The 23371-nt window shown below is 36.2% G+C and carries 23 protein-coding genes; 13 read left to right on the top strand and 10 right to left on the bottom strand.

What is annotated here, in order from left to right; genetic code table 11:
- Positions 1-11 precede the first annotated feature (11 nt).
- The 7 genes from BXY58_RS11390 to ribA all read left to right on the top strand — a co-directional run bounded on the left by BXY58_RS11390 (position 12) and on the right by ribA (position 5422).
- Positions 12-1031, top strand: a complete 1020-nt coding sequence (locus BXY58_RS11390; RefSeq protein WP_120213981.1) for a sugar phosphate nucleotidyltransferase — start codon at positions 12-14, stop codon at positions 1029-1031.
- A gap of 128 nt (positions 1032-1159) precedes the next feature.
- Positions 1160-1960 (top strand): lipoprotein insertase outer membrane protein LolB1, encoded by an 801-nt coding sequence (gene lolB1 / locus BXY58_RS11385; protein ID WP_120213980.1) that lies wholly within the window; start codon positions 1160-1162, stop codon positions 1958-1960.
- On the top strand, positions 1957-3492 hold the full coding sequence (locus BXY58_RS11380; protein ID WP_120213979.1) for a peptidoglycan DD-metalloendopeptidase family protein: 1536 nt from the start codon (positions 1957-1959) through the stop codon (positions 3490-3492). The genes lolB1 and BXY58_RS11380 overlap by 4 nt, the downstream gene beginning before the upstream one ends.
- 30 nt (positions 3493-3522) lie before the next feature.
- A complete protein-coding gene (gene tatA / locus BXY58_RS11375; protein WP_120213978.1) occupies positions 3523-3729 on the top strand; it encodes a twin-arginine translocase TatA/TatE family subunit in 207 nt (68 codons plus the stop codon).
- 11 nt (positions 3730-3740) lie between these two features.
- A complete protein-coding gene (locus tag BXY58_RS11370; protein WP_120213977.1) occupies positions 3741-4355 on the top strand; it encodes a DUF4254 domain-containing protein in 615 nt (204 codons plus the stop codon).
- The gene (locus tag BXY58_RS11365) at positions 4352-4813 is read left to right on the top strand and encodes a hypothetical protein (protein WP_120213976.1); all 462 of its coding nucleotides are present in this window, start codon (positions 4352-4354) and stop codon (positions 4811-4813) included. Before BXY58_RS11370 ends, BXY58_RS11365 begins: the two co-directional genes overlap by 4 nt.
- A gap of 15 nt (positions 4814-4828) precedes the next feature.
- Positions 4829-5422 (top strand): GTP cyclohydrolase II, encoded by a 594-nt coding sequence (gene ribA, locus BXY58_RS11360; RefSeq protein ID WP_120213975.1) that lies wholly within the window; start codon positions 4829-4831, stop codon positions 5420-5422.
- A 68-nt stretch (positions 5423-5490) separates the two neighbouring features.
- Here ribA and BXY58_RS11355 read toward each other — a convergent pair whose 3' ends face one another.
- Complete coding sequence (locus tag BXY58_RS11355; RefSeq protein ID WP_074236845.1) at positions 5491-5790, bottom strand: HU family DNA-binding protein; 300 nt, start codon at positions 5788-5790, stop codon at positions 5491-5493.
- Between the two features lie 329 nt (positions 5791-6119).
- Here BXY58_RS11355 and panD point away from each other — a divergent pair, with 329 nt between their 5' ends.
- Positions 6120-6470 carry an aspartate 1-decarboxylase gene (gene panD, locus BXY58_RS11350; RefSeq protein WP_120213974.1) on the top strand — a complete coding sequence of 117 codons (351 nt, stop codon included), beginning with the start codon at positions 6120-6122 and terminating at the stop codon, positions 6468-6470.
- A gap of 10 nt (positions 6471-6480) precedes the next feature.
- Positions 6481-7506: a lysylphosphatidylglycerol synthase transmembrane domain-containing protein gene (locus tag BXY58_RS11345; protein ID WP_120213973.1), complete on the top strand. Its 1026-nt coding sequence runs from the start codon at positions 6481-6483 to the stop codon at positions 7504-7506.
- Between the two features lie 39 nt (positions 7507-7545).
- Here BXY58_RS11345 and BXY58_RS11340 read toward each other — a convergent pair whose 3' ends face one another.
- Positions 7546-8832, bottom strand: a complete 1287-nt coding sequence (locus BXY58_RS11340) for a DUF2130 domain-containing protein (protein WP_120213972.1) — start codon at positions 8830-8832, stop codon at positions 7546-7548.
- A gap of 138 nt (positions 8833-8970) precedes the next feature.
- On the opposite strand from BXY58_RS11340, the gene uvrC reads away from it, so the two are divergent.
- Both uvrC and BXY58_RS11330 read left to right on the top strand, forming a co-directional pair.
- Positions 8971-10773, top strand: a complete 1803-nt coding sequence (gene uvrC / locus BXY58_RS11335; RefSeq protein WP_120213971.1) for an excinuclease ABC subunit UvrC — start codon at positions 8971-8973, stop codon at positions 10771-10773.
- Positions 10774-10832: 59 nt separating this feature from the next.
- On the top strand, positions 10833-11399 hold the full coding sequence (locus BXY58_RS11330) for a DUF2892 domain-containing protein (protein WP_120213970.1): 567 nt from the start codon (positions 10833-10835) through the stop codon (positions 11397-11399).
- Positions 11400-11599: 200 nt separating this feature from the next.
- Here BXY58_RS11330 and BXY58_RS11325 read toward each other — a convergent pair whose 3' ends face one another.
- The 7 genes from BXY58_RS11325 to BXY58_RS11295 all read right to left on the bottom strand — a co-directional run bounded on the left by BXY58_RS11325 (position 11600) and on the right by BXY58_RS11295 (position 18277).
- A complete protein-coding gene (locus tag BXY58_RS11325; RefSeq protein WP_120213969.1) occupies positions 11600-12232 on the bottom strand; it encodes a trimeric intracellular cation channel family protein in 633 nt (210 codons plus the stop codon).
- Positions 12233-12272: 40 nt separating this feature from the next.
- Entirely contained in the window at positions 12273-13037 is a 765-nt protein-coding gene (locus BXY58_RS11320) for an exodeoxyribonuclease III (RefSeq protein ID WP_120214009.1), read from the bottom strand.
- 5 nt (positions 13038-13042) lie between these two features.
- Positions 13043-13546, bottom strand: coding sequence for a hypothetical protein (locus tag BXY58_RS11315; RefSeq protein WP_120213968.1), 504 nt, complete (start codon positions 13544-13546; stop codon positions 13043-13045).
- A gap of 272 nt (positions 13547-13818) precedes the next feature.
- Positions 13819-15363 carry a T9SS response regulator signal transducer PorX gene (porX, locus tag BXY58_RS11310; protein WP_120213967.1) on the bottom strand — a complete coding sequence of 515 codons (1545 nt, stop codon included), beginning with the start codon at positions 15361-15363 and terminating at the stop codon, positions 13819-13821.
- Positions 15364-15526: 163 nt separating this feature from the next.
- Positions 15527-16054 carry a hypothetical protein gene (locus tag BXY58_RS11305; RefSeq protein WP_120213966.1) on the bottom strand — a complete coding sequence of 176 codons (528 nt, stop codon included), beginning with the start codon at positions 16052-16054 and terminating at the stop codon, positions 15527-15529.
- Between the two features lie 139 nt (positions 16055-16193).
- Positions 16194-17750, bottom strand: a complete 1557-nt coding sequence (locus BXY58_RS11300; protein ID WP_120213965.1) for an Rne/Rng family ribonuclease — start codon at positions 17748-17750, stop codon at positions 16194-16196.
- Between the two features lie 236 nt (positions 17751-17986).
- Positions 17987-18277, bottom strand: a complete 291-nt coding sequence (locus BXY58_RS11295) for an HU family DNA-binding protein (RefSeq protein ID WP_027383593.1) — start codon at positions 18275-18277, stop codon at positions 17987-17989.
- Positions 18278-18324: 47 nt separating this feature from the next.
- Here BXY58_RS11295 and mutY point away from each other — a divergent pair, with 47 nt between their 5' ends.
- Entirely contained in the window at positions 18325-19356 is a 1032-nt protein-coding gene (gene mutY / locus BXY58_RS11290) for an A/G-specific adenine glycosylase (RefSeq protein ID WP_120213964.1), read from the top strand.
- A gap of 14 nt (positions 19357-19370) precedes the next feature.
- Here the strand turns inward: mutY and BXY58_RS11285 are convergent, their stop codons facing one another.
- Positions 19371-20921: a tetratricopeptide repeat protein gene (locus BXY58_RS11285; RefSeq protein WP_120213963.1), complete on the bottom strand. Its 1551-nt coding sequence runs from the start codon at positions 20919-20921 to the stop codon at positions 19371-19373.
- Between the two features lie 205 nt (positions 20922-21126).
- Between BXY58_RS11285 and BXY58_RS11280 the strand changes: the two genes are divergently transcribed.
- Positions 21127-23313 (top strand): T9SS type A sorting domain-containing protein, encoded by a 2187-nt coding sequence (locus BXY58_RS11280; protein WP_120213962.1) that lies wholly within the window; start codon positions 21127-21129, stop codon positions 23311-23313.
- Positions 23314-23371: the final 58 nt, after the last annotated feature.

The raw sequence follows: 23371 nt of genomic DNA, 5'->3' as shown, positions 1-23371 counted from the left end.
AAAAATAATTTATGAAAATAATAGTTCCAATGGCTGGACGTGGATCCAGACTTAGACCACATACACTGACAGTACCAAAACCATTGATCCCGATTGCAGGAAAACCGATCGTACAAAGACTGGTAGAAGACATCGCAAAAGTAGCTAATGAACCAATCGAAGAGATCGCTTTCATCATTGGGGATTTTGGCCCGGAAGTAGAAGCTTCTTTGATCAAAGTTGCTGAAAATCTTGGCGCGAAAGGAAGCATCTACACACAAAACGAACCGCTTGGAACAGCTCATGCGATTAATTGCGCCAGAGAAAGTATGAGCGGACCTGTGATTATTGCATTTGCTGATACACTTTTCCGTGCAGATTTCCATTTGGACACCAATGCTGACGGTGTGATCTGGGTAAAGAAAGTAGATGATCCATCCGCTTTCGGCGTTGTGAAATTGGATGATTATGGATTCATTACAGATTTTGTAGAAAAACCAAAAGAGTTCGTTTCCGATTTGGCAATTATTGGTATTTATTATTTCAATTCAGCTGAGAAATTGATGGCAGAAATTGACCATATCATGGATAACAACATTATGGAAGGTGGAGAATACCAATTAACTACGGCTTTGGAAAATCTGAGATCAAAAGGTGCCAAATTCTCTCTTGGCAAAGTGGATGACTGGATGGATTGCGGTAACAAAAATGTGACGATCCAAACCAATAGCAAAATTCTGGAATATGAAAAAGAAGAGATGGCTCATTACCCAGAATCTGCCGTAATAGAAAACAGTTTGATTATTCCGCCTTGTTATATCGGCGAGAATGTGAAAATCACGAATTCTAAAATCGGGCCGTATGTATCTTTAGGAAACAACACAAAAATTCACAATTCTAATATAGAAAACTCCTTGATCCAAGGTAGTACAATTATCGATCACGGTAACCTAAGCAACTCGATGATTGGTAATTCTGCAAAGTATTTTGGCGTTTCCAGAGAAATTTCTTTGGGCGATTACTCGGTTCTGGATTTCCTTTCAAAAGATTAATTTCTCACCAATTATATTACAGACTTTGTCAGACAACTGGCAAAGTTTGTTATTTTATTTAACTTAGTTTTTAGAAATATTAATTCTTATTTGGCGTTAATATTGTTAGATTCACTCGAAAAAAGTTTATGAAATCCTCCATTCTAATTATATTTTCGGCCCTGCTGGTCACCTCATGTAACGTGCAAAAAAAAACCGCTACAGAATTACCCGTCAGTACAACAAAACCAATTGAAAATAACGCTCAATTTTTCTCAACCATAGGAAAAAAGTCAACTTTTGACGCTGTTAAAATCAATAGTAAAATCGATGCAAAAACAGGTTCTTTCATTCCAACTTTGGACGCAGTAATCTACGTGGAAAATGGACAAAAAATCTGGATGAACCTGGTCGCTGTTATTTTACAGGCAGCCCGAGGTGTTGCAACACCAGAAGGCATCAAAGGTTATTATAAATTGGATAAGACTTATATCGATTCCGATTTTGGTTATCTCAACAAACTTCTGAATGTTAATTTTATCGATTATAATGCTTTACAGAATTTGCTTTTAGGAAAAACATTCCTTCCTGTGTCGGACAATCAATATCAATTGACCCAGAATGATCAGGGTTTTAATCTCTCATCAAAACAGAGTCAGAAAATTACTGAAAACGGTAAGACAACCGAATATAATGTCTCGCTAGATTATGATAAAGACCTGAATCTGAATCATGTTCTGTTGACGAATCCTCAGAACAATGATCAACTTGAAATTACCTATTCTAACAGGGAAATTCTCAATAATGAAAGCTTTCCGAAAAGTGTTAAAATAATTATAAAAGCCAAGAAAACGGACGAAATATTAATTGAAAATACGAAATTTGATTTTTCCCGAATGGAAACTACTTATTCCGTTCCTGCCAATTATACAAAGACAGAAATTAAATGATTAAGAAATTAAGTTTTTTTATAAGTATTTTAGTATTCGGAAGCATTTTCGCGCAGAAAGATAAAGAACAACTGCAAAAACAGAATGCTGATCTCAAAAAACAGATTTCCAACCTCAATGCAACATTGAATCAAACTAAAAAGGAATCTCGGCTTTCTATTTCTTACCTCAATGCTGTTAATCAAAAATTGGCATTAAGAGAAAAAGTCTATAACAATACACAAAAAGAAAAAAGATTTATTGAAGATGACATCTATAAGCGTCAATTAGAAATCAATAAAAATAATCGAGAGCTCAAAGTTCTTCGCAAAAACTACGCAGAGATTCTTGTAAAAGCTTATAAGACCAAAGGTGTACAAAACAAAGTTACTTTCATCCTTTCATCAAAAAATCTTGGCGAGGCTCTTAAAAGAATCGAATACCTGAAAAGATACTCGGAATATCAGGATAAAAAAGCCGCGGAAATTTCTAATAAAGCTAAAGAAATCCAGAAAAATATTGCGCTTAAAAAGAAGTTTGTTAATGAAAAAGACAACCTTCTTCTTTCTCAGAAAAAAGAATTAACGGTCATCGAAGTCGAGAGAAAACAAAAGCAGGATCTCTTGAATGAGTTTAAAAAGAACGAAGCGCAGTTGACGGCAGAAATCAGACAAAAACAAGTACAGCAAAAAGATCTTCAAAGACAAATTGCAAATATTATTGCTGAAGAAATCAGAATCGCAAAAGCCAAAGAAGAAGCTGAGAAAAAAGCAGAAGCCGAAAGAAAAAGATTAGCAGAAATTGCGGCTAAAAAGGAAAAAGAAAGAATCGAAGCGGAAAACAGAGCCAAGCTGGCAGCTGCTGAGGCAGAAAGAAAAAGAGCGGAAGCAGAAGCTAAAAAAGCAGCCGACTTAGCAGCCAGACGTGCTGAAGAAGAAAGAAAATTAGCTGAATCTAATAAAGCTGCAGAGAGAAAGGAAGCTGCGGAAAGAGCATCCAGGGAAGCTGCAGAACGGGCAAAAGCGGCCAATGATAAGTTAGCTGCAGCCAAGGCCAACGAAGAAGCGGTCAACAAGAAAAATGAAGATGCTAAAGAAGCTGCTGAAAAGAAAATAATGAAGAGTTATGATGTTGGCTCTACTGTAGGTAGTAATTTTGCGGATAACAAAGGAAGAATCAGTTTTCCAGTGGAAAGAGGAAGTGTGACACACCGTTTTGGCAGACAACCACACCCTGTTTTCAAAAACATTGTTGAGGATAATATCGGAATTAAAATTGCTGTTTCCCCAGGAACAAAAGCGAGATGTGTTTTCCCGGGTGTCGTTTCCAGCATCCAGGCAATCAACGGTACCAGAACAGTTGTAGTTAAACACGGCAGTTATTTCACAGTATACTCCAACTTGGCCAGCACATTGGTAAAAGCAGGTCAGCAAGTCTCAGCGGGAACACCAATTGGAGAGATTGGGAGCGACTTTGATGAATCCATCACATTAGATTTTCAAGTTTGGAAAGGAACCGATCCGGTTGATCCGCTAGGTTGGGTTTCGTATTAAAAAATAATTTAACTTTGCAAAAAAATTGAAATGACATTAGCAACTGTTATATTAAGTCTTTCTTGGCAACATATATTAATTGTAGCTTTGATATTGCTTTTATTATTCGGAGGTAAAAAGATCCCTGAATTAATGAAAGGTTTAGGTTCCGGAATCAAGGAGTTTAAAGACGCCGTTAAGGATGAAGACAAAAAAAACAATTCTTCATCATCTAATAATTCAAACAATCCTTCTTAAAAAAGATTTGAATGAGTTTGACAGAAAAAGCTTGGGAAATCTTTAACCAGTCCGTTAATGATTATCACATAAAAGATGACGTTAATTCAGAAGAAATCAATCCATTCCAGCCTAATAGTTTGGAATGGATTTTGTATTTGAAAAACTGGATTGATACCGTTCAGTGGCATTTGGAAGATATTATTCGCGAAGAAGATATTGACCCGATAGAGGCTTTGAAAATAAAAAGAAGGATTGATAAACTCAATCAAAAAAGAACCGATCTGGTTGAACAAATCGACTTTTGGTTCTATAAAAAATTTGAGACCATCACTCCTAATTCTGATGCCAGAATCAACAGCGAAACTCCAGCCTGGTCTATTGATAGATTTTCTATTTTATCATTAAAAATCTATCATATGTCTATAGAAGCTTCTCGTGAAGATGCTTCTGAAGAACACAAATTACAATGTTCTCAAAAATTGCAAGTCCTTCTGGAGCAAAAGAAAGATTTGTCAACAGCAATAGATCAACTGCTTTCTGATATAGAGAATGGTAAAGTTAAGATGAAGCTTTATAAGCAAATGAAAATGTATAATGACGAGAGCCTTAACCCAATCCTGTATCAAAAAATGCAGAAAAAATGAAAAGTTTTTATAAACTTTTACCGATATTATTCACAATTATTGTTGCAAACTCCTGTTCCACAAGTTCAGCAGCTTCGGAAGAATTGCATTCTGGTTCCTTATCAGACACCTATGCCTATCTTACACCGGAAGCAATAGTTTATGCCTCCTCTATTTCCAATTTGATTTCGACTTTTCCTAAGTTTCGAAATGATGCTGTAAACAGAGAAGTGTCTTCTTTGAAAAACTCATTGACCAACTATTTGCAGTCTATCAGGAGTTTTGATCAATCGGACAAGCATAAGTCATTGGATGAATTCGAAAAGTATTATAAAAAAATTCAAAAATTACGGAAGTTTTTGACCCGGGATGATGACGAAGTTCTCAACAGATATATGGTTAAAATAAAAACCAATATGAATCTCCTGGAAGCTTCTCAAAGCAGAAGTATCGAGACCACTTCGATGTCCTCAAATTAATATCATTTTATTTTAATGTTAAAATTACAAGCAGAATCGAATGTTCCCACAGATTTTGGGGAGTTCAGGATGATGGCTTTTTCAGAAGATGATAAAAATTGGATGCCCCATATGGCTCTGATTGCAAAAAATACAAATCTTGAAAAACCTGTTAATGTGAGAATCCATTCCGAGTGTATTACCGGAGAAGTATTCCATTCTCAAAAATGTGAATGCGGACAGCAACTGGATTCGGCAATGAAGTATATGCAGGAAAATGGTGGCCTGATAATCTACCTGAGACAAGAAGGAAGAAACATCGGGATCATCAATAAACTGAAAGCTTATGCCTTGCAGGAAAAAGGTTTGGACACCGTTCAGGCTAATCTGGAATTAGGTCTGCCTGCAGATGACAGAGATTTTGGTGTTGCGATAGAGATGCTGCAAAAGTTAGGTGTCAAATCAGTTAATCTGATGACCAATAACCCTGAGAAGATAAAAATTATCAAAGACAGCGATATTGAGTTCAATTCCAGAATTCCATTGCAGATCAAATCGAATGATGCCAGCGCATCTTATCTTAAAACTAAGAAAGATTTTTTTGGGCATCTCTTGGATGATGAAAATTAAAATTTAATTTATAAAAACAAAAAACCCGTCCATAGACGGGTTTTTTTTATTTGATAACTCAAATAAAATTATTTTTTCTTTCCTTTTGCAGGACCAGCAACCGCAGTAGCCAAATCAGCACCAGCTTTAAATTTAGCAACTGTTTTTGCTGCAATTTGAATTGGTTTTTTAGTTGCAGGATTGATACCTTGTCTAGCAGCTCTTTCAGATACAGAGAAAGTTCCAAAACCTACTAGAGATACTTTACCATCTTTTTTCTTAAGAGTTTCTGTTACATTAGCAACAAAAGATTCCAAAGCTTTTTTTGCAGCAGCTTTTGTGATTTCTGCATCCTTCGCGATAGCGTCGATTAATTCAGACTTGTTCATAATATTTATTAATTAAAGTTATGTTGTTATAGCAAATATAAGACAATTTTAATATCACGCAAATATTTTTATAAAGTTTAGTGAAAAATATATCTTTTATTTTATTATAATGAATTTTTATTAAAATCAATGTTAACGGAAACACACGTTTTGCAGCATTCCGTTTTCTTTAATTCGCCACTATTAATCAACAATTAAGCCAAAATTATATCATTAATATCAATATTCATAAATTCATAATAATTGTTATTTATTTTGCGGCGTCCAATATTCACTTTTTAGAAACAAATTTTTCTCAACTTTTATTTATTTGACGTAAATTTGCACCTATGTTAATCGAAGTTTTTAAATCGAAAATTCACAGGGTTCGTGTTACAGAATCGGATCTCAACTACATAGGAAGTATTACTATAGATGAAGATCTTATAGAAGCCGCTGGTTTAATTGTCGGTGAAAGAGTCTACATCGTGAATGTGAATAACGGCGAGCGCTTTGACACTTACGTTATCAAAGGGAAGAGAAAATCCGGAGATATTTGTCTCAATGGTCCTGCCGCAAGAAAAGTTCATAAAGGCGACATCATTATCATTATTGCGTATGCACAGATGAGCCCTGAGGAAGCAAAAGATTTCCAGCCAAAAATCGTTTTCCCAGATGAGACAACCAATCTTCTAACATAATCTCTCAGTTATTTTGGAAGAAAAAAAGTCATCAGCATTCAAAAATGCAATTACAATTTTAATTTCTGTTGCTGTTGCAGGCATCTTTCTTTGGGTAGCTCTTAGAGGTCTGGATTTTGATAAAATCAAGAATTCTTTGCAAAAAGCCAATTATCTTTGGGTATTACTGGCAGCGTTTTTTGGTGTCTCCGCTTATATTTTCAGAGCTGTAAGATGGAATCTTCTGCTGGAACCAATGGGTTACAAAATCTCCAACAGCAATTCACTCTGGTCACTTTCTTTCGGATATCTGATGAATCTTACAATCCCAAGAAGTGGAGAAGTTGCACGTTCCACTGCACTTTATGGTGTTGAGAAAGTTCCGGTTGACAAATCTTTTGGAACGATTATTCTAGAAAGAGTTGTTGATTTGGTTTGTATGGGAATTTTTGCATTATTGACTTTGATTTTCAAATATGATGCACTTTTAGCTTTTTACAAATCTGCTACGCAGCAAAAAGAACAGACTCAAACTCCATCCAATTCTAATACAAGTTATATTGTTCTTGGTTGCATTGTTTTTATTCTTTTTCTCTTTTTTATTTTCAGAAAATCATTACAAAAATTATCTATTTATGATAAAATCATTGGTTTTGGAAAAGGAATTTTCGAAGGTTTAAGATCTATTCTAAATCTAAAACAAAAAGGAAAATTCGTCCTTTTGACTGCCGGAATCTGGATTTGCTATTTTTTTGCATCATATTTAGTTTGCTTTTCTCTTCCAGAAACTTCGAACTTTACACCAGCCGATGGATGTTTTATTTTAGTAGTCGGAACTTTAGGAATGATTATACCAGCAAGCGGCGGAATTGGCGCTTTCAATTTAGCAATGAAATTTGGGTTTACTGCATTGTTTATTTCTATGGGAAAAGATGCAATAGAAGGCGGAGAATTGGGCCTCGCCTACTCTTTCATCACATTACCTTTACAAATCATTATTATGCTCATAATGGGCTTAATTTCGATTCCGATGTTGGCGAAAAACAGAAAGATTTAAAAAATAAGAGAGCCAAACATTCAACTCTCTCATATTTTTTTATTTTAAATCATCAAACTTAGCCTTCATCGTAGGATTCCCGTAAGTCAGTTTTTTAATGGTCAAATCTTCTGCTTTGTTATTGGCAAGTCGCAGATTATTCACAGAAGAAAGCAAGGCATCTTTAGTTTTTTGCAGATGCGAAATAGTTTTGTCTATTTCATCTACAGCAGTTTTAAATTGACGACTTGCCAACTCATAATTCTTTGCAAAACCTTGTTTGAAGTTATCTATTTTCTCTTCAAAATTAGTAATATCAATATTCTGGTTTCTTACCAAAGCCAACTCTCTTTTATATTTTAAAGAATTCATTGCAGCATTTCTAAGGAGAGTAATTATCGGTATAAAAAACTGAGGCCTGACAACATACATCTTTTCATAACGATGCGACACATCTACTATTCCGGTATTATAAAATTCGTTTTCGGATTCTAATAATGATACCATTACCGCATACTCGCATTTTTTTTCTGCTCGGTCTTTATCCAGTTCTCTTAGAAAGTCCTCATTTTTTTTCTTTGTTGCGGTTTGGTCAGCTTCATTTTTCATTTCAAACATGATTGAAATAATTTCATTGCCGCTTTCATCATATTCACGAAAAATAAAATCACCTTTGCTCCCCGAACGGGAATCATTATCTTTTTCAAAATACACATTCTGAAAGGCTGTCGCACGCAGTTTATTGAACTCAATCTCGCAATGTTGCTCTAGCGTTTCACCAAGCATTTTTGTAGAAAGCCTGGCTTTCATCTCTTTTACCCGATCGATTTCTTCATCTTTGTATTTGATTATAGCATCTTTTGATTTCAATTTTTCATCAAACTGCTCTTTGAGAGACTTTTCTGAAAGCTCTTTTTCTAAATCTTTATTATTTAATGCATTGCGAAGCTGAATCTTTTCGTTTTCAAGACTGTTTTTTTCTTTTTCAACTTTTTGAACCGCCTCAGAAATGGCTAATTTTTTCTCAGCATCTGCTTTTTCGATCTTTGCTTTCAACTCCAGAATCTCCTTCTCCTTTTCAGAAACTTTTCCTGTAATCTCCAATTCTTTAACCGATTTTAATTGCGAGATCTCAGCATCTTTTTTGGAAAGCTGTTCCTGCAAATAATTTTTGAATCTTTCTTTATTAAGTTCAATTTCATTATTTTTTTCTTTTTCGGCAAGCCTTAATCTCTCCTGGAGTTCCTCTTCAAATTGATGATTGCGAACCTGTTTAAGAATCTCGGCAAAGCCAGCTTCGTCCACCTTAAATGCTTTTTTGCAATTTGGACAAATTATCTCGTTCATAATAATTTCGTTTCGTCAAAGCAATATACAAATAATCAAGAACTATATTAGATTAAATTTAAAGGTCATACAATATCAAGCGTTACAATTTTAATGAGTTTATTCGATTTAAATATTCGATTTCATTAAATTTGTAATGTGAATCCCAATCTAGAACTTCAGCTCAAAACTCTTCCTTCGGAACCCGGCGTTTATCGGTATTATGATAAGAACGACCAGCTTTTGTATGTCGGAAAAGCCAAACACCTCAAAAAAAGAGTGCTTTCTTACTTCAATAAAAATCAGAATGGCTACCGGACAAGAATCATGGTTTCTAAGATTCACAGGCTGGAAACCACTGTGGTGAACAGCGAGTACGATGCACTTTTGCTTGAAAACAATCTCATCAAAGCGCATCAGCCTTTCTATAACGTGATGCTGAAGGATGACAAATCTTATCCCTGGATTTGCATCAAAAATGAGGATTTTCCACGGATTTTTTTGACAAGAACCAAAATCAAAGACGGCTCCGAATATTACGGACCGTATGCGAAAGTAAGACCTGCGAGAATTCTTTTGGATACGATTAAAAGTCTTTACAAAATCCGAACCTGTAACCTGAATCTCGCTCCCGAAAAAATTGCGGAAGGCAAATACCGCGTTTGTCTGGAATATCATATCAAAAATTGCAATGGTCCGTGCGAGGCTTTGGAATCCAAGGAAGATTATGATGAAAAAGTAGAAGCCATCCGTGGAATTATCAAAGGAGATTTCCGTTTTGCAAAAAAATATCTGGAGGAAAGAATGTACCGTTTTGCATCGAACCTGGAATTCGAGAAGGCACAGATGCTGAAACAAAACATCGAGTCTCTGGACGATTACCAGGCGAAACACACAGTGGTGAATCCAAGTATCGATGATGTCGATGTATTTGGGATGACGAGTGATGAAACGGCAGCTTACGTCAATTATTTCAAAATCCGGAATGGTTCTATTGTTCAGAGTTTTACGACGGAAATCAAGAAAGTTCTGGAAGAAACGGATGAAGATATTCTGGAAGAAGCTTTGGTAGAAATCAGACAAAAATTTGATTCTACATCCAAAGAGATCCTGGTTCCTTTTCATTTGGGTATCGAAATTCCGAACGTTAAACTGATTGTTCCAAAAGTTGGCGATAAAAAACGCATCGTGGAACTTTCTGAGAAAAATGCGAAAGAATACCGTCTTGAGAAATTGAAACAAGTTCAGATTGTAGATCCCGAACGACATACCAACCGGATTATGTCCGAGATGCAAAGAATCCTGAGAATGCCCGTGGAACCAAGACATATCGAAGGTTTTGACAACTCGAATATCCAGGGAACCAATCCGGTCTCGGCTTGTGTTGTTTTCAAGGACGGGAAACCGAGTAAAGCGGATTACAGGATTTTTCATCCAAGAACTGTGGAAGGTCCAAACGACTTTGCCACAATGGAAGAAGTCATCTACAGACGTTACAGAAGATTAATTGATGAAGGCGAACCTTTACCTCAGCTTATTCTGATCGACGGTGGAAAAGGTCAATTATCATCTGCTGTCAAAAGTCTAAAACTGCTTGGACTTTATGGAAAAATCACAATAATCGGCATTGCGAAAAGATTGGAAGAAATCTATTTCCCCGAAGATTCGATTCCATTGTATATTGATAAAAAAGCGGAAACACTGAAAATTCTTCAACGTGTGAGAGACGAAGCGCACCGTTTTGGGGTCAAACATCACAGAACGAGACGAAAAAATTCAACCATAAAATCTGAACTCGAGGAGATCCCAGGTGTTGGTGGAAAAACCATTGAACTGCTTTTATCCAAACTAAAATCTGTGAAAAGAGTGAAAGAAGCGGATATCGTCACTTTGGAAGAAATATTGGGAAAAGCTAAGGCAAAAATTGTCTGGGAGTTTTTTAACGCATCGGAAAATTCATGACACCACAACTATCGGAATTCTTATCCGTAATTCTTATCTTTGCAACCTAAAATTTAAAAATGAACAAATACATAAAATTTGTAGTCGCTGCAATCATTATCGCATTAGGCGTTTATCTGATGTTCAATCGTAACATCGGTTGGGGCATTGTTGTGGTTGTACTTTCTGCAATTCCAATCGCGCTTTTCTTCAAAAACGAAAACATTCTTTTAGCATTTTGGCAATTGAGAAAACAGAATATGGAAAAAGCGTCAAAGTTTTTAGCCAATATCACCAATTATCAATCTCAACTTCACAAGAGTCAGTATGGTTATTTCCATTATCTTCAAGCCCTGACGACAGCTCAGGACAATCCTCAAAAAACAGAAGGATTGATGAAAAAAGCTTTGGATTATGGTTTGAATATGAAGCACGACAGAGCAATGGCAAAGCTGAATTTGGCCGCATCGGCACTTTCCAAAGGAAGAAAAGCAGAAGCACAGAAACTTTTGGATGAAGCGAAACAACTGGATTCTGCAGGAATGATGACCGATCAAATCAAGATGATGAAAGAACAGATGAAAATGCCTACGATGCAAAAACATATGCACAACCCGCATATGAGAAACCGGGGGAAATTTTTCTAGAATAATTTAAAAGGATTGAAACTATTTCAGTCCTTTTTATTTTTAGGAGCCGGGAACCTGCTTTCCGCTCATACTCCTCGTTCTGGCGCTCCACTTCGTTCCAAGCTATAACTGTGGGGTAACCGCTTCAAAACGAAGTTTCGACGATTCCTTTAAAATAATTAAAAAAGAAAGAGTCAATCAGGGTTACGGATTCGCTGTTACATTTCCTCGTTACTTTCGTAGCCATAGAATTTCGGAATTCTCCAGTGGTATTTTACCGCCAAAGTTCTAATTGTCACAATCAATAGAATCGTAAAAATCTGAACAAAAGTATACGACAGAACCGTAAACTTAGCCAACAGTAAAAATATTCCTCCACCGACGATACAAGCTGTCGCATAGATTTCTTTTCGGAAAATCAGCGGGATTCTGTTCAGCAAAATATCACGGATAATTCCACCAAAACATCCCGTAATGGTTCCCAATGTCAAACAAATCAAAGGATGAAAACCCAAAGTCAAGCCTTTTTGTATCCCAATAATCGTGAACAATCCCAACCCGAAACTATCGAAAATGAAAAGTGTTACTTTAAAATTCTTTTCAATCGATTTGAAAATCATCGACAAAATACAAGTGGAAAGTATAAGCACAAAAGTCAGCAGATCTACCATCCAAAAAACCGGTACGTCCAACAACAAATCTCGTATGGTTCCGCCACCAACCGAAGTTACAAATGCAATAATCAAAACACCAAATGGATCCAGACGTTTTTGCATCGCGGCAAAACTGCCCGACATCGCAAAGGAGATGGTTCCCAGGATTTCTATAATAAGATTGATTTGCTCGTGCACAGGGTGAGTTTGAGGGTTTGAGTGTTATTGAGTTTGATAGTTATAATTCGAATTCGACTAAAACTGGGCAATGATCAGAATGTTTGACTTCCGGAAGAATCACGGCTCTGGTCATTTTTTCTTTCAAAGGTTCTGAGACGAAATTGTAATCCAAACGCCAACCTTTGTTCCTTGCTCTTGAACCTGCTCTGTAGCTCCACCAGGAATATTGGTCCGGCTGATCATTAAAATATCTGAAACTATCCGTCAACCTGTTTTCTTTCATAAAATTGGTCATCCATTCCCGTTCCATTGGCAAAAAGCCCGATGTATTGGCCAAACCAATTGGATTATGGATATCAATCGCCTGATGACAAATATTGAAATCTCCGCTGATGATTAAGTTTGGGATGGTTTTTCTGAGTTCTTTGATATAGTCTAAGAAATCAAAACAGAATTGCATTTTAAAGTCCAACCTTTCTATATTAGATGCGGACGGGACATAAACAGAAATCACGGAAAATCCGTCAAAATCTGCCCGCATGATTCGCCCTTCGTTGTCATAACTTTCTATGCCGCAGCCGTATTCTATGTGATTCGGTTTAACTTTGGACGCAATTCCTACGCCGCTATAACCTTTTCTCAACGCCGAGTGCCAATAGCTGTGATAACCCAGCTTTTCAAAACTCTCTATATCAATCTGGTCATTTCCTGCCTTACTTTCCTGGATGCAAATCACATCTGGGCTTGCAACATTGAGCCAACCCAGAAAGTCTTTTGTAAATGCCGCACGGATGCCGTTGACGTTATAGGAAATGATTCTCATTCTTTTTATGATTTTGAATAAATGAAATAAATAATAACGATTGTTATAACAGAAGCCAAAAGTACAAATTTCCATTTGCCTGAGTTGTCTTCCTCTATGAAAAGTGTATTTTTTTGATATTGAAAGTCGTTGGGATTTTCCAAATAGGCTTTTTCGTAAGCGAGAAGCTGAGGATTATTTCCCATTGCTTTTTTGACTTCTGCCCAATCCGGATCTGATGGAAACACTATCTTTTCCGGCTGGTTATTCAGTTTTAGTCTTATGATAACTTTTCCATTTTTGTTGAGCATCTTGACGGAAACCTTACTATTCTTGAAGGCATCATCTTCTATAAAATGAGTCTGATTTCCTTCAATAGATTCCACAAGGTTTTTTGAACTTTTCAAGGTGTAATTGGTTGCATCACGCACCACCTTTATGGCTTCTATTTTTCTGTTCTGCCTCAGCAATTCTTCAATTTGAGATCTATCCAGGTTGTGCTCTTGTAGTATGACATCAATATTTTTCATAAGCTATTTATTTTAAATCGTAAATTAATTCAGACCAATTCCATTCGAAAATGGTGATTGCGTGATTCTAGCCCCGATAGGAACGGCATCCTTTTTCTTTTTAGCTTTGGACAGGCGCAGCCTGAGCGTTGGAAAAAGAAAAAGATATAGTGGATAGCGGGTGTGGATGGTGAAAGAACGACTAATCCTGTTGCTCCTAAAAATAAAAAAGGCGGAAAAAGTATCAATTTTTCCGCCCCAATAAACCCAAATCAAATAAACTATGAAAAAAACTATTTGGGCTCTAATATGCTTATCGGGATGATGACCTCTTCAAGAGAAATTCCCCCGTGTTGATAAGTATCTTTATAATAATTTACAAAATGGTTGTAATTTTTTGGATAAGCCAAAAATGTGTTGTTCTTTGCAAAGATATATTTTGAACTGAGATTTCCTTTTGGTAGAAAGAGTTTGTCGGGATTATCAATCGCCCAAACATCTTTGTCGTCGTAGGTCAGGCTACGTCCTGTTTTGTACCTGATATTGGTGGATGTTTCCCTGTCTCCGACTACTTTACTTGGTTTTTTAACATAAACCGTTCCGTGGTCTGTTGTAATGACCAGCTTGAAGCCATTTTCCGCAGCCGTTTTGATAATCTTGATCAAAGACGAATTTTCAAACCAGTTGTAGGTTAACGATCTGAAAGTCTTGTCATCTCTAATCAATTGATTGACAATATTATTATCCGTTTTTGCATGGGACAAAATATCGATAAAATTGTAGACAATCACCAAGAGATCGTTGTTCTTATGCTGGTTGAAGTCGTCCAAAATTTTTCTTTCGAAGTCGGCATTCAGAATCTTGAGATATTTCATTGATTTTCCTGACAAACCGATTCGCTTCATCTGGTCTTCCAAAAAGTCTCTCTCGTGTTCATTTTTATTACCTTCTTCATTGTCATTGAACCAATATTCCGGGAATCTTTTCTCGATTTCGGATGGCATCAATCCTGCAAAAAATGAGTTACGTGCATACTGCGTTGCTGTTGGCAAAATACTGAAATAATAATCCTCAGATGTCTTGTTATAGAATCTTGTAAACAAAGGCTCGATGACTTTCCACTGATCGTATCTCAGGTTATCGACCATCAACAAGAGTACTTTATCTTTTTCCACTTCCGGCTTCACTTTATCTTTGAAAAGCGTATGACTCATCATCGGCTTTTCGTTGCTGTGCAGCCAATCTTCGTAGTTATTTTCTATAAATTTTGAAAACTGAATGTTTGCTTCTTCTTTCTGGTTCTGTAGAAGATCGGCAAACTCATTGTCAAAGACCTTGTCAAATTTGATTTCCCAATTCAGGATTTTCTTATAATATTCTGCCCAATCCTGGTAGGTGCGGAGATAAGACAATTCCATACTCAGATTGCGAAACTCCTGCTGGTAGTCAACAATTGTTTTTTGTTCTACCAGACTTGCACTCTGCAAATTCTTTTTCAAAGACAGAAGCACTTGATTGGGATTAACAGGCTTTAAGATATAATCCTCGATCTGAGAACCAATGGCCTGCTCCATAATGTGCTCTTCTTCGCTCTTTGTCACCATCACAATCTTAAGCGCATTATCTTTTTCCTTGATCATTGGAATCGCTTCCAAACCGGAGATTCCCGGCATATTTTCGTCAAGAAGAGTTAACTCGAATTTTTCCTTTTCTATAATTTCAAGAGCCTCATTTACGTTGTTTATGGGCGTAACTTTGTAACCTTTATTCTCCAAAAAGACAATATGAGGTCTTAATAAATCCACTTCATCATCGATCCATAAAATTTTTCCTGACATATATTTTTTAATTTAAAGTTCTTATATCAAAATTATTACCAAAATATCTTAATAATGATTAATTAACTAAATCTTGACGTTAAATATTAGTTAATGACAAATAAAATATTGCCAAAAGATTTTTCTTCCAGAATCAGATTGATGTAAATTTGTTGGGATATAGTTAGAAAGCCAGCACGGCAATCAGAACCGCAATTCCAGCATAAGCCGTAACAGTCAGGATATCGGAAATAGGCTGAGAGAAACGTTTTTCCAAGATAGCATCTTCTTCGATTTGATTCTTATGAAATTTCATTTTTTTCTCTGGCTTATGCACCGGGTGAACCACCAGAGAATCGCTTTCCCATTGATCCACTTGGACCTTATATCGTTTATCTGCCACTTTTATTTTGTAGATCTTGGCAGGTTCTAGCTTATCTTTTATGCTTAATATTTTGGTTGTTTTCTTGGGGCTTACAGGATCTGATTTTACTTTCCCGGCTGCTGTAGCATTTTGCAATTGACTTTTCTGTGCCTGATTTTGCATTACCGAATTATCACTTGCCGCCACAGCTGCCATCTCGGGCCTTTGGGGTCTTTTCCGTGGACTATCGGTTGTTTTTTCTTCGATTTCTTTCTGGTCAGCAACCGATCTATATGTATAACAGCTTGTAAAAAGGCAAAATATAAGAAGTGTGTAAATGTTTTTCATAAAACCAAATTTAAGAAATTAAACGGATAATATCTATAATAAGTATTTGAGGAAAAATAAAAGTCTGTCTAATAAAATTAAACAGACTTTAAAATTATAGATTCGGAATTTTTGTTTCCCGAAATCAATGTTAATTCTTTCAATTAGAGTAACTCATTAATTCTTTTTTGTTAGAATTATAGAGATGGAATTCCAACATCTTGAAGGAATCTCTCGGGATGATGGTTACCCATTTTTTGTATTTCAAAAACCACTTGTTTTGGATACTTGCCAGCCCTTTCGTAAGATAGGCTTCCAGGAAAGGATGTACGTGAAGGTACAATTTGCCTTTTTCCTTTTGTATAATTGTTCGGATAGATTCTTCCATTCTTTCCACAATTACAATTGGAGCGATGATTTCGCCGTCCTTATTCGGATTTTCTTCGGATGTTTCGATATGTTTTTCGGAACGGACGCGTTGTCTTGTCATTTGGATGAGACCGAATTTTGAAGGTGGCAAAATCTTATGTCTAGCTTTGTCACGCTTCATCTCTTCACGGAAGTGTTCGTATAGTTCCTTCCTGTGTTCCGGATCTGTCATATCAATGAAATCCACCACAATGATTCCGCCCATATCCCGCAAACGCAGTTGTCTTGCAATTTCTGTTGCTGCCATTTTGTTGACAGTTAAAGCGTGGGTTTTGTTGGTAGAAGATGACGAGATATTATTTCCTGAATTCACATCCACTACGTGAAGCGCTTCTGTATGTTCAATTACAAGGTAAGCACCTTTGGAAGCTGGGATATTCACGTGTTTACCAAAACTCTGTTTCAGTTGTTTTTCTACATTATAATATTCCAAAAGAGGAATGTGAGAGTCATAGAACTGAACGATGTTTTTTCGCTCAGGAGCAATCACTTCGATGTAAGATTTCATATCCTCCACCATCTTTTCGTCATCACAAATGATACTTACGAAATCCTGGTTAAAGTTATCTCTTAAGATCGAAGACGCTTTGTCTTCTTCACTCAGAACCTTGCTTGGCACTTTATTTTTCTGAATATTCTTAAAAGTAGATTCCCATTTTTTTACCAGCTGATTCATATCATTATGAAGCTCGGCCACTTTTTTCCCTTCTGCAACGGTTCTGATGATCACCCCGAAACCTTCCGGACGAATACTTTCTATCAAAGTTTTCAATCTGTTTTTTTCTTCGGGGTCTCCAACTTTTTTGGAAACAGAAATTTTGTTATCAAAAGGGATCAGAACCAAAAAACGACCTGTAAGAGAAATCTGAGTAGAGATTCTCGGTCCTTTTGTAGAGATCGGTTCTTTTGTAATTTGCAGCAAAACAAGATCACCCGCTGTCAGAACTTTATCAACAGTTCCCAGTTTATCGATGTCTTTAGTTGTTTCAAAATTTTTAAGACTTGATGTCTGTTGTTTTTTGGAAATCGTATTTTTCAGAAACTTCTGATACGATAAAAATTGTGGACCAAGATCCTGATAATGTAAGAAAGCATCCTTATCCGTACCGATATTTACGAAAGCGGCATTAAGATTGGGTGCCAGTTTTTTGATCTTTCCGAGGAACAAATCACCAACTACAAAGTCGGTTTTTGTTTCCTGCTCGTGAAGTTCAAAAAGGCGACCGTCTTCCAATAAAGCAATTTTTGAAGCATCTCCCTCATTGGAAATAATCAGTTCTTTCTTCATAACTTCATAAAAAGGTTTTATTAAGATTAGGTTGTAAATATAAAACAAAAATATAGCTGGCAATACGCCAACTATATTTAATATGTTTAAGACTCAAAAAGGCTAAATTATTTTTTCTTCTTGTGTCTGTTTGCTCTTCTTCTTTTCTTTCTTTTGTGCGTTGCTACCTTGTGTCTTTTTCTTTTTTTTCCGCTTGGCATAATTTATATATTTTTTTACTGTTAATATTCAACTAATTATTTTACTGCAACTTTGGTCTTTACTTTTTCCACAAAAGTTTTTGAAGGTTTGAAAGCAGGAATATTATGAGCAGGGATTTCTATAGCTGTATTCTTAGAAATATTTCTACCTGTTTTAGCCGCTCTGGTTTTGATAATAAAAGAACCGAATCCTCTTAAATATACATTATCTCCATTATACATAGAGGTTCTGATTTCTTGCATAAAAGCTTCGATAACTTTCTGTGTATCATTCTTTTCTACTCCCAGCTTGTTCGAGATGGTATTTACCAATTCTGCCTTTGTCATTTTCTAAAATTCTTTATATTTTTGGTGTGCAAATATAAGACATATTTTTGAAAACAAACAAACAAAATGCTGATTTTCTTCACATTGGAAAAAAGCTTACAAAGTGGTATGATACCAATGCCAGACAACTTCCCTGGAGAGAAAACCAGCTTCCTTACAATATATGGATCAGCGAAATTGTCTTACAGCAAACCCAGGTAAAACAAGGCCTTGGTCATTATCTCAGATTTATAGAAAGATTCCCAACCGTAAAAGAGCTCCATCAAGCGTCGGAAGACGAGGTCTTATTGTATTGGAAAGGTCTTGGCTATTATTCCAGAGCGATTAATCTTCACAAAGCCGCTCATCAGGTTGTAGAAGATTTCGGGGGTGAATTTCCGAATCATTATAATGACATTTTAAAATTAAAAGGTGTCGGAAAATATACGGCTGCCGCAATTGCAAGCATTTGTTTCGACGAAAAAGTCCCCGCAGTTGATGGCAATTTTTATCGTGTTTTGTCAAGGATTTTTGCGGATGATTTTGACATTTCCAGTTCGAAAGCTTTTCAACATTTTTCAGATTTGGCTTTGTTAGTGATGCCGGACGAAAAACCTGGGGAATTCAACCAGGCTATAATGGATATCGGAGCTGAAATCTGCCGACCGAAGAATCCGCTCTGTATGTTCTGCCCTGTGAATGAGGATTGTATCGCTTTCCAAACCGGAAGAATTTCGGAATTCCCAGTGAAGACGAAAAAGGTTAAAGTGTCAGATTTGAGCCTGAAATATTTTTTTGTGAAATATCAAAATCAATTTCTCATCAAACAACGCGGCAATGATTTCATCTGGAAAAAGTTGTACGAATTCCCAACTTCTATTCCTGAGAATTGGAACGAGTATATCATTAATTCAAAAACCGTTAATCACAAACTGACACATAAAAATCTTTCTATTGAAATCAACACAGCCGAAATTGACTCAAGAAAGGATTTTGAGAATTTTGCCAAAGAATTTGATTTTTCAATCGTTAACACAAATCAGGCCGATGAAAAATCATTTCCAAAACCTTTGCAGGATTTTTATGAATCAGTCTATTAAAGCTTAGATTAAATTTAAAATTGAATCAGGAAATTACTGATGCTCTGAGATTCTTCCAAGCCGAGCTTTTTTCTCAGCCTTGACCTTGCTACGACAATACTGTGAGGACTTTGCTGTGTAATAGCAGAAATCTCTTTAGAAGAAAGATTCTGTCTCAAAAACACACAAAGCCGAAGTTCATTTTTGGTGAGTGACGGATATTTATCTAATAACTTTTTATAAAAATCTTCATCAGTTTCAATAAAAAGTTTCTCAAACTCAGATTTATTGAGCGCTTGTGACCCTTTTTTGAAGTCCATAATAATCCGGGAAATCATCTTCCGGTCGTCTTCGTACTTGGGGTCCATCTCTTTCAGCTCTTTTTGTGTGGTCTGGAAGATCTCGGAAGCCTGCATCATTTTGATTGCGTTATTGGCCAGTTCTTTATTTTTCTCATCCAGTTTTTTGGCAAGCAATTTATTTTCAGCCGCTTTTTTTTCGGATTTGCTTTTCTGCAATTTGAACATCAGAAAAACAATTACGGAAAACAACAATAAAAGCACAATTCCGGAGATGAAATAACGCTCTCTTTTTTTCTGCTGTTGAAGAAGTTCTTTCTGCTTGTTCTTTTCTTCAAATTCCGATTCCAGCCTGGAAACTTTCTTAGCATTCTCTTTGTTGATGGTTGCTTCCGACAAAGATTTTGCAATATGAAGATAGTATAATGCGCTTTTATAATCTTTTTGATTCTCAAAATAGGAAACCAGCTTTTCCGATGAAGATAATTTGATGTCGGAAAAATCGCTTCTGTTAGCAATATTGAAAGCGCTGGAAAGATAATAATAAGATGAATCTTTGCGGGAAGGTTGCGAAAGATAGATATTCCCGATGTCTGTGTAAAGACTTGCAAGGTCATAATCTGATTTGATTTTCTTAGCGAGACCGATGCCTTTTGACAGGTTAGAAATGGCCAGATCCTGTTCTTTTAATTTGACATTGACATCCGCAATATTTTCATAAGCAATAATAATATTGAAAGTATCTTTCAGTTTTTCATTTCTTTTCAGGAATTCCTTCAGCATTTCCAACGCTCTAGCGTAATTACCGTGCTCTTTTTCCAGGACTGCAAGATTATTATAGATAAGGGAGCCTTCAACATTTTGGCTTGATTTATTAGACTCGAATTTTTTAAGTGCCGATTCCCAGAAATACCGCGCTTTTTTATAGTTACCCATAAAATAATAACAGCCTCCAATATTATTCAGGATACTAAAAGAACGGTTGGATTCTTTCTCGTTTTTAATCTCTAAAGCTTTATAATAATAGCTAAGAGCCAAATAATAAGACTCCTGGTCTTTGTAACAATTACCGGCCGTCACATAAAGCTCAATCCTGGTTGAGTCCGCTATTTCTTTCTCAAAACGAAGAGCCTCCTGGATATAACTCATAGATTTGATACGGTTATTGTTATTTTCCCTAATCAAATTCACAAGACGCTTTACATAGGCATCAGAATTTTTAGAATCATTCTGTGCATTGATGAATATCGTAAAAAGTACAAAAAATAAAGTTAAAACAATCCGCATCCCGAGAAGTAATAATCAAAGTTAAGACTATTTTTCGATTATATTAAACCCTACTTTAAAAGCATTGATAATCAGCAATTTAAATCAAATGTATATAAAATGTTACTCAGCAAAAAACAGAGTATTTATAATGTTACCCGCAAAAAATTGAAAAGTTGTCACTTACTTGTAACATTGCATCAATTAATCATAAAAAATTAAATAAATGAATGTAAAATTACTACTAAAAAGCTTGTTTTTATTATTTTTCGGGCTTTTCAATGCACAACAGATTACATTAGATACTTCATTAGTATCTGACACACAAGGAACCATAGATGAATGGTGGTATTGGTCCGGCGGATTTCCTGTTTTAGGAACAGGATTCACGCCTAATTCGAAGGTAACAGTCTTTGCCACAGATCCGGATGGCAAACCCTGGAGAAACTTTGAGGGTACAGCTGACAGCGAAGGGAAATTTTCTATCCAGATTAGTGCTAAGAAAAACAAATCAGTAAAAGGTTCACACGTTGTAAAGGCGACTGATACAAATGGCAAGACCGCCACTGCTAATCTAACGGTGGTTGGCAATCCAAATGAAACCATAGCCGTGACAACCAATTTTAAATATTTGACAATGGATCAATTTTTTAATTTTGGATTGAAATTGCATGCCACTAAAGTAGAACCTAATGCACAAGTCGTAGTGCACATCTTTTCTCCAAATGAATCCGGCTCAGGCATTACAGGACAATATTTTGCAGATGAAAATGGAAATTTTGATATTTCTTTTAACGGAAACACAACAACCTACCCTTGGGGTGACACGATGCCTGATATAGCCGGAACGTGGAGAATAAGTGTAGGCGAGTACAATTCCAATTATTTTGGCACTACCGAATTCAGAATATTACCTAACAACCCAACGCCGAATTCATATGATCCCATAGATAAAGTAGACAATTTTATACCTGCCACGCCAATAACTCGTTTCGAAATCAATGGTCTGGGCTATAATACTGACCCTGACAGTTCTACGTTCTATGAAGATATGACGGATAAAATATTTAATCTGCAAGCCGGACAAACTTACAATGTCAAAATAAAAGGTCAGAACCGTACAGATTATGCACCGGATACTTATACGCTTTTTATTGACTGGAATCATAACGGTATCCTGGATGAAGATAATGAAATCATCAGCGAAGGTTATATTTTCGGCTCTACCGGAGTTGATGACAAGTTTACAGAATTCCCGATTACCATTCCGCAAAATGCAATCAACGGCAATACAAGAATCAGAGTTCTAAAAATGCAGTCTGTAACGGAATATTCTATGTTCTGGCCGACTGGTGCATCAGGATATTATTATAACTCCGGGCAGGCGGAAGATTATACATTAAATATCACTAATGGAATGGCGGACCCTGGCTGCGAATTCACTTGCCCGGCGGACATCAACGCCAATACTAACCCTGGGGAGCCTACCGCAAAGGTGAACTACACACTTCCTTTTGCTTGTTCCGGAAATTCTACAGCATCTTGCAGTATCAATTACCCAAGCAATAATTTTCAAAGTTTAGTTAGCTTCACTAATGTTTTGGTAGCCAATGATTTCATCGTGCCGGCAGGACAAACAATGAAAGTGAATAAAATTGTTCCTAATTTCGTGAGATTCTCTTACGGCACAAACGTTTATATCTATAAAGACAACAACGGCCAGCCTGGCGAGCTAGTAAAATCTTTCGATAACCTTACTTATGAATCTCAAAACCAAATCGGAACAGCCTCCAATGGATTTGCAGTTTATGAAGTCTCCATAAAATTGCCAGAAACTGTAGAATTACAAAGCGGAAAATACTGGGTAGCCATGCAAGGGCAAGGGCCTTTAGTTTCCTGGGAAGCGAAAACCACTGATGGTACAACTTCAAACACGTATATCTCCGGTAATAGTGGTAATAATTGGACAGTAAAAGACGGATTAGACGGTGTTTTCAAAGTTTATTATGAGTGCGCAGATGCTGATCCGACTGTAGTTTTGGTTCAGGGGAAAGAATCTGGCTCAGACTTCCCAATCGGTGATAATGTGATTGTTCATAATTTGGTAAAGAATGGCGTTATCATAGATACTTGTGTTTTCAATATTCATGTTAATCAGCTCATGGCAACAACTGATGTTTCCAAAAATACGGTGAGAGTTTATCCAAACCCAGTGGGTGATAACCTTAATATCGAATCTGATCATAAAATAAACAAAGTTGAAGTTTATGATATGTCAGGAAAAAAAGTGATGGAACAAAATACAAATTCTAAAACATCAGTTCTGAACACCACAAAATTGCCGAAAGGAAATTACATCCTGAAAACCAATGACGGAAAAGAAAGCAGATCTTTTAAAATCATCAAGAAGTAATTCATCTTTTCATAATTATTTTTAATAAATGCTGTCTCATATCTGAGGCGGCATTTTC

It is taken from the genome of Epilithonimonas arachidiradicis (assembly GCF_003610695.1).
In the GTDB taxonomy this organism is placed as follows: domain Bacteria; phylum Bacteroidota; class Bacteroidia; order Flavobacteriales; family Weeksellaceae; genus Epilithonimonas; species Epilithonimonas arachidiradicis.
Note: the sequence above shows the minus strand (reverse complement) of the source record. Positions and strands in the feature narration are given on the sequence as shown.

What these genes read in the sequence shown, in the direction of transcription:
- BXY58_RS11390 (WP_120213981.1), top strand. Translation starts at nt 12, where the DNA reads ATGAAAATAATAGTTCCAATGGCTGGACGTGGATCCAGACTTAGACCA.
- lolB1 (WP_120213980.1), top strand. Translation starts at nt 1,160, where the DNA reads ATGAAATCCTCCATTCTAATTATATTTTCGGCCCTGCTGGTCACCTCA.
- BXY58_RS11380 (WP_120213979.1), top strand. Translation starts at nt 1,957, where the DNA reads ATGATTAAGAAATTAAGTTTTTTTATAAGTATTTTAGTATTCGGAAGC.
- tatA (WP_120213978.1), top strand. Translation starts at nt 3,523, where the DNA reads ATGACATTAGCAACTGTTATATTAAGTCTTTCTTGGCAACATATATTA.
- BXY58_RS11370 (WP_120213977.1), top strand. Translation starts at nt 3,741, where the DNA reads ATGAGTTTGACAGAAAAAGCTTGGGAAATCTTTAACCAGTCCGTTAAT.
- BXY58_RS11365 (WP_120213976.1), top strand. Translation starts at nt 4,352, where the DNA reads ATGAAAAGTTTTTATAAACTTTTACCGATATTATTCACAATTATTGTT.
- ribA (WP_120213975.1), top strand. Translation starts at nt 4,829, where the DNA reads ATGTTAAAATTACAAGCAGAATCGAATGTTCCCACAGATTTTGGGGAG.
- BXY58_RS11355 (WP_074236845.1), bottom strand. Translation starts at nt 5,790, where the DNA reads ATGAACAAGTCTGAATTAATCGACGCTATCGCGAAGGATGCAGAAATC.
- panD (WP_120213974.1), top strand. Translation starts at nt 6,120, where the DNA reads ATGTTAATCGAAGTTTTTAAATCGAAAATTCACAGGGTTCGTGTTACA.
- BXY58_RS11340 (WP_120213972.1), bottom strand. Translation starts at nt 8,832, where the DNA reads ATGAACGAGATAATTTGTCCAAATTGCAAAAAAGCATTTAAGGTGGAC.
- BXY58_RS11330 (WP_120213970.1), top strand. Translation starts at nt 10,833, where the DNA reads ATGAACAAATACATAAAATTTGTAGTCGCTGCAATCATTATCGCATTA.
- BXY58_RS11320 (WP_120214009.1), bottom strand. Translation starts at nt 13,037, where the DNA reads ATGAGAATCATTTCCTATAACGTCAACGGCATCCGTGCGGCATTTACA.
- BXY58_RS11315 (WP_120213968.1), bottom strand. Translation starts at nt 13,546, where the DNA reads ATGAAAAATATTGATGTCATACTACAAGAGCACAACCTGGATAGATCT.
- porX (WP_120213967.1), bottom strand. Translation starts at nt 15,363, where the DNA reads ATGTCAGGAAAAATTTTATGGATCGATGATGAAGTGGATTTATTAAGA.
- BXY58_RS11305 (WP_120213966.1), bottom strand. Translation starts at nt 16,054, where the DNA reads ATGAAAAACATTTACACACTTCTTATATTTTGCCTTTTTACAAGCTGT.
- BXY58_RS11300 (WP_120213965.1), bottom strand. Translation starts at nt 17,750, where the DNA reads ATGAAGAAAGAACTGATTATTTCCAATGAGGGAGATGCTTCAAAAATT.
- BXY58_RS11295 (WP_027383593.1), bottom strand. Translation starts at nt 18,277, where the DNA reads ATGACAAAGGCAGAATTGGTAAATACCATCTCGAACAAGCTGGGAGTA.
- BXY58_RS11285 (WP_120213963.1), bottom strand. Translation starts at nt 20,921, where the DNA reads ATGCGGATTGTTTTAACTTTATTTTTTGTACTTTTTACGATATTCATC.
- BXY58_RS11280 (WP_120213962.1), top strand. Translation starts at nt 21,127, where the DNA reads ATGAATGTAAAATTACTACTAAAAAGCTTGTTTTTATTATTTTTCGGG.